The sequence below is a fragment of the Pontiella desulfatans genome (assembly GCF_900890425.1).
GTDB classification, from domain to species: Bacteria; Verrucomicrobiota; Kiritimatiellia; order Kiritimatiellales; family Pontiellaceae; genus Pontiella; species Pontiella desulfatans.
In genome coordinates this window covers 1,133,847-1,149,480 of the sequence record NZ_CAAHFG010000004.1, presented here as the reverse complement: position 1 = coordinate 1,149,480, position 15,634 = coordinate 1,133,847, and the positions used below count along the sequence as shown (strand labels likewise).

The window sequence follows — 15,634 nt, the reverse complement described above, 5'->3', positions numbered from 1 at the left end:
GCACCGCTTCTATGCAAAGCGGACGAATCAAACGGCCCGAACCCGAAGTATCCCCCGAAGTCGGGGCCGCAGGAGGCAGACAACAAAAAAACAGCACTTGCATTAAGTGCTGTGTTTGAAAGGTTTAAGATGGTCGGGGCGACTGGATTCGAACCAGCGACTTCTACGTCCCGAACGTAGCGCTCTACCAGGCTGAGCCACGCCCCGATTGACCAAAAGACTGCGTAGTGTACGAATCCGCGCCGAAATGGCAAGCGGGAAACCGCAGGTTTTTTCTCCGCGCCTCGCCGGAGCTGGGATGGCCGCTAAGACCATTTGTGAATCCCTACAGGGGTTAATGGCGCAACCACAAAATACTCAACCCATCCGGCATGGCATAAACCGCTACTTTTCACCAATCAGCACTCATGCAAAAAAGCGTAATGAACCACGGAATACACGGAACACACGGAATCTAAACCGCCAATAGGAACTTAACTTGAATGGTCTCACCACAGAGCACGGAGGCTCAGAGAAATAGTGCAACCCCGCTCCTCTGCGCCTCAGTTCCCTCCGTGGTAAAAAACGAATCAGTTCAATTTGGTATTAGAGGGTGATTTTCAGGATGGTGGCCATGGCATTTTCATCCTTCGGCGCGGGCATTTCAATTGTCAACCCTTCGTCGGAATTCGACCATTCCAGCTTGGCCCCAGACAGGGTTTCGACCGCTGCGGCCTTGGCGCCGGCGTCCTTGAAGGCCTTGAGCAACACGGTGTCGCCGGAGGCAGGGGTGCCGAGCAGAATGGCATAGACGGTCTTGCCATCCTTGGAGGCGGTGTAGCGGACATCCTTGGCGGAATATTCGAGGTTGAGGAATTTTACACGATCCTTGAATCCGCCACCCGGCTCGGCGGTGGGGCCTTCGGCGGCAATCGTCCATGGACGGGTATCGTAGATGGCTTGGCCGTTAGCCTTCATCCACTCGCCCAGCCCGAGCAGCACCTCGCGCTGGTCTTGCGGGATGGTGCCGTCGGCCTTGGGGGAAATATTGAGCAGGACGACGCCGTTCTTTGCGACGGTATCGATGAGCGCATGCACGACCTTGTAGAGCGGCTTGACCTTCAGGGTGTCGGTGTAGCACCAGCTACCGGTGCTGATGGTGTCGTCGGTCATCCACAGCTCGGGCAGCGCCTTGGGCTCGCGCGCCTTTTCGTGGTCGTTGATGGTGAAGTTGATGGGCATATCCTCCTGCTTGCGGATAATGGCGACCTCCTTGCCCCATTGGTTTGCGGCGTTGAGGTAGTAGGCGGCGAAGCGCTGGCGGTAGGTCTCGGGCACCTTGTCGAGCCAGGAATCGAACCAGATGATGTCGGGCTGGTAGTTGTCGATGACTTCCTCGAGCTTGCCGAGCCAGACCTTTTCGTTCCATTCCTCTTCGGGCAGGTTGCCGTAGAGCATGCGCAGCTCGGGATCGTCGGAGGCGGTCGGGAAGCCGGGGATGTAGGGATAATGGCTGTTGTTGAATGCCCGTTTCGGATTATCGCTCTTGGCCTCCTCTTCCCATGTGTCGCGGTAGCGCTGCAGATTGCGCGCATGGTGGAAGGTGGCGATGGTTTTCAGATCGCGCTTTTCGAGCTCGCTGAACAGCTCGCCGAGTACATCGCGCTTTGGCCCCTTGTCAGCGGCGTTCCATGGGGTGACCTCGGAGTCCCACATGGAAAAGCCATCGTGGTGCTCGGCCACGGGGCCGGCAAAACGTGCGCCGGATTTGCGGAAGAGCTCCGCCCATTCAGCGGGATCGAAATGCTCGGCGGTGAAATCCTTCACAAAGTCATGATAGCCAAACTCGGCCGGCGAGCCATAGGTTGACAGGTGGTGCTGACCGAACGGATGGTTCTCGAAAAACATCCAGCGCGGATACCATTCGCTGCCGAAGGCCGGAACCGCGTAGGGGCCCCAGTGGAAATAGATGCCGAGTTTGGCGTCCTCCAGCCATTCGGGGGCGGCCTCGTGGTTCGCGAGCGACTCCCAGGTGGGCTCATATTTTTTACCCACCGTTTTGCTCGACGAGCAACCCACGATGGCCAAGGCCAGCAATCCCAATATCCGCTTCATGTTCTCATCCTTCAGTTTTGTTCCAAGGCAACGACTGCACTTGCGAGCCCCTCGGCCGAAACCGTTACCTGGATGGGCCCCGGCGCATCGCCGGCCTGCAGCACCATCAGGCAACGTCCTTCGTGGGTCTCGCAGACATCGGACTGGAAATCCTGGACACTGCGGTCCGATCCGTTATCAACACCGATATTGCGGGCATCGCCCTCGATGGTAAACCTGACCGATTGGTCCATATGCCGAACCGGGATTCCATTGGCGTCCACCATCTGGATTTCAAGGTGCGCGACATCGCAACCGTCGGCCCTCAACCCGCTCCGATCGGCCACCGCCGAAACCGCCGCCGGGCGGCCGGCTGTCCGGAGGGTGCGGGATGCGGTTTCCTTCCCGTCCGTCCGGCCAACGGCCTTGAGCTCGCCGGCCTCGAACGGCACCGCCCATTTCAGCAGGCGGTCTTCGCTCGTGGCGAGTTCCCGAACGCCGAGCGATCGGCCGTTGAGAAAGAGCTCGGTCTCTTCGCAGTTGGAATAGAGTTCAACATAGGTCATTTCGCCGGCGCCGTGGTTCCAGCGCGGGGAGACCTCCGGCCAGCCCCATTTGCGGGTGCGCGGCCGAGCGGGATTCTCCACCACGATGCCGTTTTCCAGCAGATAGTTCGAGTCGTTGAGCGGCTGGGTGGCGATGTAGACCATCGGTTCGGATTCCTGCCAGAAGGTTTTGAAGAACCACCAGTTCGGGCGTTTGAAACCGGCCGTGTCGAGCATGCCGCTACTATTGCCCCGCTTCGGCCACTCGGCCGACTCGCCCATATAGTTGATGCCCGTCCAGACAAAGATGCCGGGGATGAAGGGCTTTTCGAGCACGGCCTTCCACTCCTCCCACTGCACCCAGTTTTCGGTGCCGAGGATCATTTTTTCCGGATAGTGCCGGTGCCCCCAGTCATAGTTCACCGTTCGGTAGCTGTAGCCGACGATGTCGAGCGTGTCGGCATAGCCGGAAAAATGACTGACCGAAGGCATCACGAGGTTGGCCGTCACGGGCCGCGACGTATCCAGCTCCTTGACCCAGCGCGACAGGTCGGCCGCCTGGTGCGCGAGCACAAACTTGCCCTGCCGCTCCTTGGATTCGAGGAAACGCTGCTTGAGCTCGACAAGGGAATAAGGGGGTTCGTCCCAGTAGTAGTCGATCTTGCCCTTGTTTTCCGGCAACCAATAGCCGGTGGCATCGGCATAGCCCGGATAGGTCCACTCAATCTCGTTGCCGGTGCTCCACATGATGATGCAGGGATGGTTGCGGTCGCGCAGCACCATGGCCTTCAGGTCGCGTTCCGCCCAGGCGCCATAGCTTTCGGAATAACCGAGTGTGCGTTCGTCCTCCTCCTTGAGCTCGAAGTTGTTTTTCTTGTCCTTCGGATTGAACCATTCGTCGAAAATTTCGTCCTGCACCAGGAAGCCCATGCGATCGCACAGATCGAGGAACTCCTCCGACGGCGGATTGTGCGCGGTGCGGATGGCATTGCAGCCCCCCTCCTTGAGGATGCGCAACCGCCGTTCCCAAACCCCGTCCGGCACCGCGGCGCCGACGCATCCGCCGTCGTGGTGCAGGCACACGCCCTTGAGCAGCGTGTTTTTCCCGTTCAGGAAGAAGCCCTCTTCCGCATCGTAGCGAATCGAGCGTATGCCGAACACGGTTTCGCACTCGTCCACAACCTGGCCCCCGACCAGAACGGACGAAACGGCCTTATACAGGTTCGGCGAGTCGACATCCCACAATCGGGGGGTGGAAACGTGAAGCGTGATTCGTGAAACCTGATGCGTGAGTTCATCGGGAACAACTTCACACAGCCCATCGGCAACCTGGTTCCCCGCGGGATCGATGACGACCGTCTTCAGCACCGTACCATCGACCGCGTTCTCCAGGGTGACATCCATTTGCACGATCGCGCATTTGGATGTCACCTCTGGCGTGGTGATGAAGACGCCATGCTGCTTGATGCGGACCTTGTTGAGCGTGACCAGCTTGACGTTGCGGTAGATGCCGGAGCCGGGATACCAGCGGCTGTCCATGAAGCGCGAGCGGTCGGCCTTGACGACAATGGTGTTTTCGCCGCCATAGTCGAGGTGCTCCGAGAGGTCGTAGCTGAACGGCGTGTAGCCATAGGGCCGGTGCCCCAGGTGGCGGCCGTTGATCCAGACATCGGAATTGTTGTATACGCCGTCAAAATCGACACGCACGGTTTTACCCTGGCTCGCCGCGGGCACCATGAAGGTCTTGCGGTACCAGCCGATGCCCCCGGGCAGCCATGCCGTGCAACCACCGGCGTTGTTGGTGAACGAGAGTTCGACGCTCCAGTCGTGCGGCAGCTTGACGCCGCGCCAACCGGAATCGTCGAACGCCGCCGCCTTGGCTTCCGGCACATTGCCCAAGTTGAATTTCCAACCCCGGTTGAAATCCTCAACCCTTCTTCCTGCATTCACACTCATACTCATCATCAAAATTCCTAGAATGATTCTCTTCATACGGACTGTTCCGCCTTTTTTTGCACCATCCTTCAATGCAAAATTTAAACTGCCGCCACACGCATCGAAGCCAACATTCTGCATTAAACCATTCAGCCCCAACTTCCGCGCCGTGTTGCTAGTCCTTGAGGCCGGGATAGGTGCCGGGCAGGTTGCCCAAATAGTTTTTGAGCCTTCCCTGCATCTTTTCGAGCCGGGCCTTGTATTCGGGACTGGTGGCCAGGTTGTTCTTTTCGGTTGGATCGGTCTTGAGGTTGTAGAGCTGATCCTGGTCGAAATAGTTCGGGGCCCACGGCGTGCCGGCGGGATCCTTGAGTTGCCAGCGCTCGAACGCAAACCCTCCCGGTTTCATGCCCAGTTGGAAATAGCGGCCATCCTCCAGGAAGGGATATTGATCCGCCATCCACGGATGCTCCTCGAGCATGGGGCCATAGTAGTATTCCTTGGCCTCGGCCACCCGCTCGGCCTGGGTACGCTGCAGGCTCGGCGGAACATAGAAGGCCACATAGCTCCACTCCTTGGAGGTGACGGAACGGGTCAGGCCGATCTCGCTGTAGACCGCGTCGCGCCAATCCGCCGGCTGTTCCCCCCGGAAGATCGGCAGCAGGCTTTCGCCATCCAGCATCATGTCCTTTGGCGGTTCAATGCCGGCCATCTCGAAAAAGGTCGGGGCAAAATCGACGTTCTGCACCAGCTCCTGCGGACGGCCCGGTTCGATGACGCCCGGCCAGTAGGCCATGATCTGCGTGCGGACGCCGCCTTGGTAGCAGGTTCCCTTGGAGTGGTATTCCATGCCGTTGTCGTTGTAGTAGACAATCAGCGTATCCTTTTCCAGCCCGAGCTCCTTGAGCTTGGCCTGCACCGCGCCGATGCCGTCGTCGAGCCAGGTTGCCGCACGGTTATGGTCGGGAATGCCGGCGGCCTTGGTGCGCGCCAGCACCGACTCGCGCGAGGGCTGCACACCGGTGATCGGTTCGTCCAGCACGCCCATGCCGCTCTTGCGCGGGTCGCCGGTGAGCGAGGCAAAGGTGTCGGGCACATGCATCAGCGTCGGGGCAAAATAGAGATACCATGGTTCATCCTGGTTTTGCTCGATAAAGTCGATGGCCGCCTTGGTGTTCCATTCCTGGTTGTGCACGTTGCAACCGGTGGCCTTCAGCGTCTTGTCGTCGTCGGGGTTTCCGCCGTAGACCGCCTGCGTGAAATCGAAACCGAACTTCTTGATTTCCTCCGCAATGATCCGCTGGTTGTTCCGCATGACCTTCTGGACGGCGGGATCATACGGATCGCTCCCCTTCTCGATCGGATCGATGAGGTGCATGGTTCCGTTGAGATGCCACTTGCCGGTGAAGCCGGTCTTGTATCCGGCCTGTTGCAATACGCGCGGCACATTGGGTTGCCCATCGATGAAGCCGAGGTTCCAGAGGATGCGCGTCACGCCATCCTCGGTCGAACCCTCCTTGAAATAGGGCTGCGGACAGCGGCTCGCAAAATGCCCGCTCATGCAGGTGTAGCGGCTCGGGGAACAGACGCTTGAGGAAACAAAGCCGTTCTCGAAATAGATGCCCTCGTTGGCCAACCGGTCAATATGCGGCGTCAGCGACTTGCCGCCCAGGAAACCGAAATGGTCGCGGAACTGGTCGTCGGCAATAATAAACAGAATGTTTGGCTTGCGGCCAGGTTTTCCAAAAGAGGCCAGGCAAAAACCAACCATCGCCAATACAACAAAAACTTTTCTCTTCATATCCTTCTCCCAACAAATGATGGCCGCATTTAATATTCCTTCAGCCGCCAGGCGCGGACATAGTCGATCTGGTACGTTGCCGGAAGCGTTGCATCGTCGGGCAATGCGCCGAACCATTGGTTGGCCTCCACGTTCAGGTTCATTTCCAGCGGCTGGAAATAGTTGTCGTTGTGCTTTTCGCGGATCAGCTTTCCATCGACATACCAGCGGATGAAGGTCGGCGACCACTCCATGCCATACACATGGAAGTCCTCGGCCATGTTGAAACCGAGGTCATGGTAGCCTTGGTCGGTGATATGGTCGTCCACCGTTCCGTTGTAGTGCGGCCCACGGAAATAGTGCACGTTGGGCTGCAGGATACTGGAATATTTTTCCAACCCGGCCGGCACCTCGACAATATCGATTTCCGACCACTCGTCGCGCCCCGCATTGGTCAGCCAGAAGCAGCTCACCTGCGAGGAATTCATCAGCTTGGCCCGCATTTCAAAATAGCCAAACCGCGCGCGGCGCTTGCTGCGGACAAACCCGGACACATGGGTAAACCCGGCGGGCGGGTTGCGCTTGGCCGAGGCCTCCGAATCGAACGCGGCAATGTGCAGCATCCCGTTGGAGACCGCGATGCAATCCGGATGGAACAGCGTCGGCGGCCGGCCGCTCCAGGTCGGGTTGTGATCGAACCATTTCTTATGGTTCAGGATCTCGCCCTCGAACTCGTCGGTCATCGGCCAGAATGGCTCCCACTCCTTGCCCTCCGGCGGCGCGGCGAATACCGACAACGTCCCCAGCAAGCAAATGGACAAACCACGAAATACACGAACCACACGAAAACCTGAACGACGTTTCCCTTTCGTGTATTTAGTGTATTTCGTGGTGAAAATCATAGTGTTCATTGAATCACCACCGGTTTGGTTTTGCGGGCTTTTTCCTGAAGCTCCCGGTGCAGCTCCCCATACATCTGGAGGCGCTTCTTTTGATAGTCGCCGGCCTGCAGCAAAACGTTGGCGGAGTTTCCGGCATTCCAATCGTTCCAAAGCTTGGCCAGCTCGGCGCGCTTTTCCGGCGCCTTGCCCATCAGGTTGGTCGACTCGTAGGGATCGTTCGCCATGTCGTATAGCCCGACAATGTCGCTGCCCCAGTTTTCCTGGAGGTATTTCCCGGTCGGCGTGCGCACGCACCAGGACACGCCGTCCTTGATCCGCCAAAAGAGCGCATCGTGCGGCGATCCCTTTTTCTTGCCGGAAAGATAGGGTTCGAGGTTCACGCCCTCCAATGCATGGCCACTCGTGTCGCCGCCACCCAGCGCCACCGCCGTTGCCGCAATGTCGAGCGACGACACCAAGCCATCGAACGTTCCCGGCTTCTTGATGCCCTTGGGCCAGTGAACCAGGAACGGCACATGGCTTCCGCCTTCGTGCATGCTGCCCTTCCCTTTGCGGAACGGGCCGTTGTTGGAATAGTTTTCATTTTCGTGGCCAGGTTTCGAGGTCACCCCGCCGTTGTCGGAAAGGAAAAAGATGAGGGTGTTTTCGAGCTTGCCCGATTGCTTGAGCGCATCGACCACCATGCCGATGCCCCGATCCATTTCATCGATCATCACCGCATACGTCCGGCGGCGCTTGTCTTTGATGTGTGCATATTGATCAATCGTCTTTTTCGGAGCCTCAAGCGGCCCGTGCGGTGCGTTGTAGGCGAGGTAGAGGAAAAACGGCTCGTCGCCCTGCGTCACGAAACCGGCGGCTTCGCGGCTGAGCGCGGTGGTGAGATATTCATTGAACTCGCCCGCCTGGTTGTTGCGCATCAGCGGCAGGTAGCACCCCTCGTTGGCACTGTAGTGGGGATTGCCGTTCTCCAGCAGCAGCGGATAGGCCGTGGTGGTGTTTTCCGGGAAATAGGAGTGCCCGCCCGAAAGGAACCCATAGAAATGGTCGAATCCACGACTGTTCGGGTGGAACGGTTGCGCCGCGCCGAGGTGCCACTTGCCAATGATGCCCGTGCGGTAGCCCGCCGGCTTCATCCGCTCGGCGATCGTCTTTTCCGTCAGCGGAAAACCGCTATGCAGGTCATACGGCGAATAGGTAATGTTGATTTCGAGACCGAAGCGCGCCTGGTAGCGGCCCGACATCAGCCCGGCCCGCGACGGTCCGCAATACGGATGCGTGACATAGCCATTGTTGCAAACCATGCCGTTCGCCGCCAGCGCGTCGAGCCGCGGGGTAAAAATTTCCTTCGATCCGGTAAAGCCCACATCCTGATACCCCAGATCGTCCGCCAGAATCACCAGAAAGTTTGGTTTTTCCGCCGAAAACGCAGGCGCCACAACCGCCACAACCACGGCCAGCACTCCAAAAACCCGTCTCATATCCATCTCCATCGCCCTGCTCCATTCATTGGAAGGCGCTTTTTGTTAACAGTAACATGGCGTAATGTAAATGGTTTTATGGACAGAATCCAACTGTCCTTTTGGTCAACGGGACTCCTGGAGTGATGACGCCACACAAGGCGTCACGCATCTTTCGACGGCCGTTGCAAGATGCGTGACACCATCTTCATTTTGGAATCGTCCTAATCGTAGAAGCGGTGCCCTCACCGTTTGCCACTGCACTGCAAGCGACGAGGGCGTCGCTTCTACGACCCCAAAAGCAAGTTTATCCCACAAGCAAACTGAAGATGGTATGTCACAGTAAAAGGAAGCAAGATTGTGACGCCCCGGATTAAAACCCATTCTTTGGAAAAAGCGTTCATGATCGACATCACCCTTAACCTCTTCTCATGCCATTTGTTTAACAGATTAATTAGGTGTAACTTGCAAAACCTCTGGTTTTTCCGTTCCAGTTATCAGGTACTGGTTATTGGTTATCAGGACACGTCATACGCAACCATCGGTTTAGCCCAATAACCAATTACTTTTAACAAAAAACCGCCTCGCAAACTCGAAGGGTTTTGCAAGAGGCTCTTAGGACAAAATAATTCATGGCTACGGCATAAAGGAAATCATTCTGTCATATCCTCTGCTGCGAAGGCGCTTTGGAGCAGAATGATGGCGGTGCGGGATGGTTTTTTACCACGCAGGGCACCTGACTTGCCCCACCCCATTGACTAAACGGCCTCTCGCCATTAAACTTCAAACTTCGAAGTCGCGGCTTGTGGTGAGTTATCCATCTGACTAAAAAGTGACGTACCCTCAAAATGCCTGTAACGAAAAAGCATCTGACAGTAGCCTTATGTGTAGCGGTGGGCATGGGGATCTCCAGCCTGCAGGCCGCCTATCTGATCGAGGTGGACACCGATGGCCTGGACGACGGCATCCTCCAGCCGAGCCCGGGCTTCGCATTCGGCGGCGATACGACGGCGGCGGGGCAAAGCGGGGCCGCCAGCGCAATCGGACTCACCGGGGGCGACAGCATCTTCGGAGGAAACGGAGTTTCGGAACCGGACACCTATGTGTTCAGCTATGCGCCGCAATCAAACCCTGACAATCTATATTTTGATCCGGGCACCCCGCTCGGTGACGGCAACTATGCCAGCGGAGCTTCTGGCGGCATACCGGGCCGCTATGCGGTCTATGCCACCTGGCCAACATCGGGCAACGTCAATGGCGGCCCCACCACCTACCGGGTCGTAACGGCCGGCGACAGCAGCTTGTTCTCCGTAGATCAAAACAGCATTGGCGATGCCTGGGTCAAGGTGGGCGAAATCGACTACACGAACGGACTGATCACGGTTACGCAGACGCCGGACTCCAACACCTATGTCTCAATGCGCGCCGCCGGCATCCTGTTTGAACGGATGGACGACGGTTCGGGCGGAGGCGACACAGGGCCACCCGGGCCATTGATTTTCGGCCAGGGCACCGCGCGCACCTTCGGCCTGGCCTTCGCCCGCAACCGGGCCGCCGCATCAACGAATCATTTTGCCGTGCTGCAGAGCACCAACCTGCTGGACTGGAGCAACACCGATCTCAAGCTGGTTTCGATCACCGACGCCGATGCCGAAACCGAACTCGTCACCTTCCGGCTGATGGCTCCGATGGAGGGAAACAACCATCAGTTCCTCAAAGTGCAGCTGATTCCCAAGATGCCGGCCACGGCGCCCTTTGTTGCCATGACCTTCGACGACGGCCCTCATCCAGACCACACGCCCGCCCTGCTGGACATTCTTGCGGAACGAAATCTCCGGGCCACCTTCTACCTTGTCGGCAGCAACGCCCAGCAGTTTCCAGAAATTGTCCGCCGAATGATCAACGAGGGCCATGAGATCGGCAACCACTCCATGACCCACGACCGGCTGACCGACCTAACCGACGAAGGAGTCGTTGCCGAAATGCTCGGTTGCCGTGATGCCGTCGTGGCGGCGGCCACCCTTTCGCCGGTCACCATGCGCCCGCCCTACGGCGCGGTGGACAACAACATCCGCAACCTGGTGCTCACCGAGTTTGGCTACCCGACCGTCCTATGGGACGTCGACCCGCGCGATTGGGACATGGCCGTTTCCGATGAACAGGTGGTGGACACCATTCTCACGGAGTCGGATCATGGCGAAATCATCCTGACCCACGACATCCACGCGCGCACCATCGCGGTGATGCCGGAGATCCTGGACGGGCTTCTTGTCCAGGGATTCTCTTTCGTGACGGTCACCGAGTTGCTGGAGCTCGAAGACTGAACCCGGCGTCATTCCTCATCAACCCGGTAGAATGCCTGGAACTCAGGAGCGTTGGTATCCGTCATGGTATCGGTTGTTTCATCCGGGGCAAAGTTGCTGACCACAACATCGGGTGCCTCCAGCAGATCAGACCAGCGCATGAGCCGATAGGAGAAACGAATATCGAGCCCTTCCACCGCCACTCCGGTATGCCCTTCGGGCGTGAAGCCGAGGCTGACGATGTTCAGCGGAACGGGATCCCCGACCCGGACGATGTTGCTGTCATCCGCCGCAACGAGTCCGCCATCCCAACCCAACCGGTAGAGGTACATGGAGCCCGGCCCGCCGGAAACCGTTACGACCGCAACGGCCACCCCGTTTGTTCCGGTGGTGGCGGAGTATTGCTCCTCGGTTCCATCGTTGTTGGCATCGATGAAGAACAACACGGTTTGCCCTGGGATGGGAGCCCCGGCCCCGTTAAGCAGGGTGGCCGATAGCATGGCTTCGCCGGGCGATTCAATCTGCACTTCCGCCGCAACGAGCATTGCGCCGTCGATCACATCCCCGATTCCATCCTGATCGCTGTCCAGCTGGTCCGGATTGGAAACGGTGGGAGCGTTGTCGAGCTGCATGGCCAATGCATAGTCGCCCATGGTCATCACTTCCCCGGTGGCCTTGGCGTGTTCGAGCAGGATCAGCCAATTTGCCCAACGATCGGGATCGACCATGTTGTTCTCGCGGTTGATGCCGCCGGGTGCATTGGTGCATGCCACGAGGCGATCGAGATCGTTGCAGTAGCGGGTGCACCATTCAACCTCCTCGATCAGCCAGGTATTGAGTCCGTTGGTTTGGGTGATGGACTGGAGGAACTCGAGGTAGGTCATTCCCTCGGGGGCATCCGGATCCACCTGCCGGTCGGCGCTGGCATGGTACATGCCGAATTGGTCGAAGGCCTCATGGTGCGATCCCTCGGGGCTGAAAAACGGAGAAAGGAAACCCGACTCTTCGGCGGTCGAGGCCGAGAATGCACGGAATCCTAGCTGGGCGATGGCTTCGCGGGAGACGGTGTCGGCGGTATTGTAGGGCGGTGCATAGCTGATCAACGGGTTGGCGGCGTTGCTCCAGGCAATCTTGGGCGCCGAGGCCGGATCAACCCCGGAATCAAGAATCCAAGCATCGGAGGCATAGTCTCCAAACAGTGTCCGTTTGCCGACGCGCAGGAGTTGGAAGCATTCTTCGAGGGAGAGTCCGGCGGTCTCGCTACTGTAGATGTTCCGGTCGGGCATATCCTTCCAATCGCCGAGCGGGGTGTTGTTGGCGTGATAGGTTCCATGCTGGGAAATCTCCAGGTTGGGATTGCCTATCCGGTTGTTGATCCAGTTGACCGGGTCGGGGTCGCCATATGCATTCCAGATCAGCCGGGGAACCACGGCCAAGGTAATCGGGCAATCCATGCCTCCGGACAAGTCGGCCGGCACCTGATATCCGGGATCCGCCGGGGCATCGCCGATCCCGTTATAGCTGTCGTATTTGTTCGTTACCCACGCCCCGGGGGAGAGGATCGCCGCATCGGTCATGAGCTGGGTAAACTCGTTCTGAAACGCCCGCGATAGCGCATCGATGCGGATGATGAAGTGGGTGTTGCTACGCGCCCAGCGCATCTTTGCGGCCTGGGCCCGGGCATAGAGATCCGGATCGAGCGGGCCGTCCGATACGCCATCACTATCGGTGTCGGTATCGTTGAACGGATCGGCGACATCCGCGATTCCATCACCATCCGTATCGGCCTGATCCGCGTTGGCCACAAAAGGCGCATTGTCGGATGCATCGGGCACCCCGTCGTTGTCGTCGTCGTCATCGGCGGGATCGCCGATGCCGTCGTGATCGTTATCGAGCTGGTCAGGGTAGTTGATCCCCCCGTCGGTATTGATGTCGATGCGCGGCGCGTTGGGATGGAGCGGTGCGTTGTCGAAAGCGTCGATGATGCCATCTTCGTCTGTGTCGGTTAAGTCGGGGGGCTGGGCCGCGTATTCGAACATGATTCCCGAAGCGCGCATGGAGACGTAGGACGAGATCTCCGGTGTCATGATGACGGTGACCGTGTCGGTATTGTTGGAAAGGTCGACGCTGCCGATCAGTTCCCACCGACCAATGTTTTCACCGGTTGAGAGGTCGGACGCATTTTGGTCGATGACCTGGGTGAGCTCGAGGGCGCCATTGACACGGACTTGGTAGGTGGTGTTGCTGCCGCTAACGTTCGTGGTTTGGGGGTGGATGCGGTAAATGTTGTAGGTGCCGGCGTCGCCGCCACTGATCCCCGAAGACCGCAGGCTCTGCGGCAGGTTGAAGAGCGTATTCGAGGCAAACACAGTATTGTCGCCGTCGGAGAGCGGTGTGTAGGTGAAGGTGTATTCGTCGGCCGTGCCGTTGCCGCCAAAAGCGTTCCTGAGGCTAAAGAAGGTGGCAGGCACGTCGTTCGACACGGCAGGGAGCCCCCCCGGGCTGGAGGTTCCGTACGACGCGGCCGTCCCGCCCGCACCGGTGTAGGTAAAATTTCCCTCTCCAAGCCTGCCGGAAGCATCACTGGCTTCGATGATAAATGCTGCGGGGGTCGTGTGGATTGTGAGCAGGATGATCAGTGCAATTGCACCACCGATACGGGGAACGAATTTTTTCATGTATGACCTCCCATGAATCTAAAAGGCGACACCGCGCATTGCAGAGGTGCCGCCATAAAAAAGTCTTCCGGGCAGAACTATGATCAGTCGTCGGATTATCTAGATCATTAGGCGACGGCGTACCCAGATCAAAAGGGAACCGATTCCCAACAATGCCACAACCGAGGGCTCGGGAATTGGAGAAACATATTCGAACATGATGCCCGAAGCGCGCATGGAGGTGTAGCTTGAGCTTTCGGGTGTCATGGTGACGGTGACGGTGTCGGTAGCGTTAAGCAGGTCGACGCTACCGAGCAGTTCCCAGCGGCCGATGTTTTCACCGGCGACGAGATTGTCCGCATTCTGGTTGATCGCTTCGGAGCCTTCGAGGCTGCCGTTAACCAACATCTGATACGTGGTGAGACCGCCACTCACGTTACCTGTTTGGGGATGGATGCGGTAAACATTATAGGTACCGGCATTGCCACCACTCAGCCCCGTTGACCGCAGGTTCTGCGGGAGGTTGTAGACCGTGTTCGAGGCAAACACCTTATTGTCGCCGTCTGTAAGAGGCGAATAGGTAAAGGTGTATTCATCGGCCGTACCGTTGCCACCGAACGCATGCCGAAGAGAGAAAAAGGTGGGTGTCGGATCAGTCGTCGCAGGGAGCGTCCCGGCACTGGCATCAGAGTACGACGCGCTTGTCCCGCCCGTCCCTGTGTAGGAGAAATTGCCCTCCCCGAGCCTGCCAACGGTGTCGCTGGCCTCGATGATATATGCTGCGTTAGTGTGCATGGTGAATAGGACGAGCAATGCAATTGCACTGCATATGCGCAGGGTGCGTTTTTTCATGACCAATTACCTCCAATTAACGTTAGAACTAATGAATCAAATTTCGACGATATTTCTAATTCCGTCGCCCAATCGCGTTTAACTGCGGATGGTGTAAAATATGAGAAAATCGCCAATTGCGAAATTACGCTTAAAACGGGGTTGGTCAAATATGTTTATTCACAATGGGTAATTTAGATAACATCTACGCAACCAGCATTATAAACACAGGCTAACTACCACCCTTACATCGGGGATGGCCATCCTATCGGTGTTTTTCCGTGTTGGACTGAGGCTATGGTTCCTAGCTGCAAAGCACGGTGCGGACGCCTTTTCGGCGGTTGCGCTCGATGTGTTCGAGGGTGGTGGTGGTGCGTTCCTCGTCCATGAAGGAACGGCTATAGTCGAGCTCCTCGAATTCGGGGCCGGTTTTTAGGCGGAAGCGTTTTTGGTTCCTTCTGCGCAGAAGCCATGCCCCGATTCCGCCGACGCCGAAAAACGACAGCGTGGCGGGTTCGGGAACGGCGGTTCCGTAGACCTGCATTTGCAGGCCGGTGCCGGGATAGTCCTGCCAACCCGCGGCATTGTTCGCGCTGGTAAGCGGCATGCCATAGCCCGTCACGCCCGAATCGATCGCGGAGGAATCGGTGAGATTCCACCAGTATCGCGTTGCCCCGCCGGACTGGTCGACCGACGCGACGAACCAGTAGGTGCTGTTCGCGGCAAGCGTGACCGTTCGGGTGGCGGTCATCATCTCCTGAACCGTCAGCGTGGTTGCGTTGAACAGATTCATTCCTCCGGCCACCGGGACGCCGGGCACGGAACCGTTGTTGCCGTAGACCGAAACACTGATGCCGCCCGACGCGGCCCCCACCCCCGGCTCAACGTAAAGGTGGTCACCAAAAAAGATGGAGGTCAGATTATAGGCTTCCGCCCCGGTAGTGATCGGCCGTGCCTGCAGGATCGGGGAGCCCGCCCCGAATCCCCACTCGCCCACCGCCACGCGGTCGGCATAGGGCGCATTCGTCGGCGTTCCAACCAACAGTTCGGAATAGGTTTGCGATACGGCCAAGGCCATCAACAATAATGCGACTGTCTTATCCTTCATCTTCTTCTCCCACTCCGGTGAAACCGGAATCAATTTTACCACC

At 58.1% G+C, this 15,634-nt stretch carries 9 protein-coding genes and 1 tRNA gene; 1 reads left to right on the top strand and 9 read right to left on the bottom strand.

Features of this window, described 5'->3' with window-relative positions; genetic code table 11:
• Window positions 1-130: 130 nt before the first annotated feature.
• The 6 genes from E9954_RS30280 to E9954_RS30255 form a co-directional block, all read right to left on the bottom strand.
• A tRNA-Pro gene (locus E9954_RS30280) sits at window positions 131-207 on the bottom strand.
• 378 nt (window positions 208-585) lie between these two features.
• The gene (locus E9954_RS30275) at window positions 586-2,094 is read right to left on the bottom strand and encodes an alpha-L-fucosidase (RefSeq protein ID WP_136083026.1); all 1,509 of its coding nucleotides are present in this window, start codon (window positions 2,092-2,094) and stop codon (window positions 586-588) included.
• Between the two features lie 11 nt (window positions 2,095-2,105).
• A complete protein-coding gene (locus E9954_RS30270) occupies window positions 2,106-4,583 on the bottom strand; it encodes a glycoside hydrolase family 2 TIM barrel-domain containing protein (protein ID WP_222847377.1) in 2,478 nt (825 codons plus the stop codon).
• 145 nt (window positions 4,584-4,728) lie between these two features.
• A complete protein-coding gene (locus E9954_RS30265; protein ID WP_168442697.1) occupies window positions 4,729-6,354 on the bottom strand; it encodes a sulfatase family protein in 1,626 nt (541 codons plus the stop codon).
• 29 nt (window positions 6,355-6,383) lie between these two features.
• The gene (locus E9954_RS30260; protein ID WP_136083024.1) at window positions 6,384-7,244 is read right to left on the bottom strand and encodes a family 16 glycosylhydrolase; all 861 of its coding nucleotides are present in this window, start codon (window positions 7,242-7,244) and stop codon (window positions 6,384-6,386) included.
• Window positions 7,241-8,713, bottom strand: coding sequence for a sulfatase-like hydrolase/transferase (locus tag E9954_RS30255; protein ID WP_136083023.1), 1,473 nt, complete (start codon window positions 8,711-8,713; stop codon window positions 7,241-7,243). Before E9954_RS30255 ends, E9954_RS30260 begins: the two co-directional genes overlap by 4 nt.
• Before the next feature lie 827 nt (window positions 8,714-9,540).
• Here E9954_RS30255 and E9954_RS30250 point away from each other — a divergent pair.
• Complete coding sequence (locus tag E9954_RS30250; protein ID WP_136083022.1) at window positions 9,541-11,016, top strand: polysaccharide deacetylase family protein; 1,476 nt, start codon at window positions 9,541-9,543, stop codon at window positions 11,014-11,016.
• 8 nt (window positions 11,017-11,024) lie between these two features.
• Here E9954_RS30250 and E9954_RS32910 read toward each other — a convergent pair whose 3' ends face one another.
• The 3 genes from E9954_RS32910 to E9954_RS30235 all read right to left on the bottom strand — a co-directional run bounded on the left by E9954_RS32910 (window position 11,025) and on the right by E9954_RS30235 (window position 15,591).
• Window positions 11,025-13,673 (bottom strand): Ig-like domain-containing protein, encoded by a 2,649-nt coding sequence (locus E9954_RS32910; protein WP_136083021.1) that lies wholly within the window; start codon window positions 13,671-13,673, stop codon window positions 11,025-11,027.
• A gap of 99 nt (window positions 13,674-13,772) precedes the next feature.
• The gene (locus E9954_RS30240; RefSeq protein ID WP_136083020.1) at window positions 13,773-14,504 is read right to left on the bottom strand and encodes a PEP-CTERM sorting domain-containing protein; all 732 of its coding nucleotides are present in this window, start codon (window positions 14,502-14,504) and stop codon (window positions 13,773-13,775) included.
• 283 nt (window positions 14,505-14,787) lie between these two features.
• Window positions 14,788-15,591, bottom strand: a complete 804-nt coding sequence (locus E9954_RS30235; RefSeq protein WP_136083019.1) for a PEP-CTERM sorting domain-containing protein — start codon at window positions 15,589-15,591, stop codon at window positions 14,788-14,790.
• Between the last annotated feature and the right edge of the window lie 43 nt (window positions 15,592-15,634).

Coding starts and splice junctions, on each gene's coding strand:
- E9954_RS30275 (WP_136083026.1), bottom strand. CDS start 2,094: ATGAAGCGGATATTGGGATTGCTGGCCTTGGCCATCGTGGGTTGCTCG.
- E9954_RS30270 (WP_222847377.1), bottom strand. CDS start 4,583: ATGATGAGTATGAGTGTGAATGCAGGAAGAAGGGTTGAGGATTTCAAC.
- E9954_RS30265 (WP_168442697.1), bottom strand. CDS start 6,354: ATGAAGAGAAAAGTTTTTGTTGTATTGGCGATGGTTGGTTTTTGCCTG.
- E9954_RS30260 (WP_136083024.1), bottom strand. CDS start 7,244: ATGAACACTATGATTTTCACCACGAAATACACTAAATACACGAAAGGG.
- E9954_RS30255 (WP_136083023.1), bottom strand. CDS start 8,713: ATGAGACGGGTTTTTGGAGTGCTGGCCGTGGTTGTGGCGGTTGTGGCG.
- E9954_RS30250 (WP_136083022.1), top strand. CDS start 9,541: ATGCCTGTAACGAAAAAGCATCTGACAGTAGCCTTATGTGTAGCGGTG.
- E9954_RS32910 (WP_136083021.1), bottom strand. CDS start 13,673: ATGAAAAAATTCGTTCCCCGTATCGGTGGTGCAATTGCACTGATCATC.
- E9954_RS30240 (WP_136083020.1), bottom strand. CDS start 14,504: ATGAAAAAACGCACCCTGCGCATATGCAGTGCAATTGCATTGCTCGTC.
- E9954_RS30235 (WP_136083019.1), bottom strand. CDS start 15,591: ATGAAGGATAAGACAGTCGCATTATTGTTGATGGCCTTGGCCGTATCG.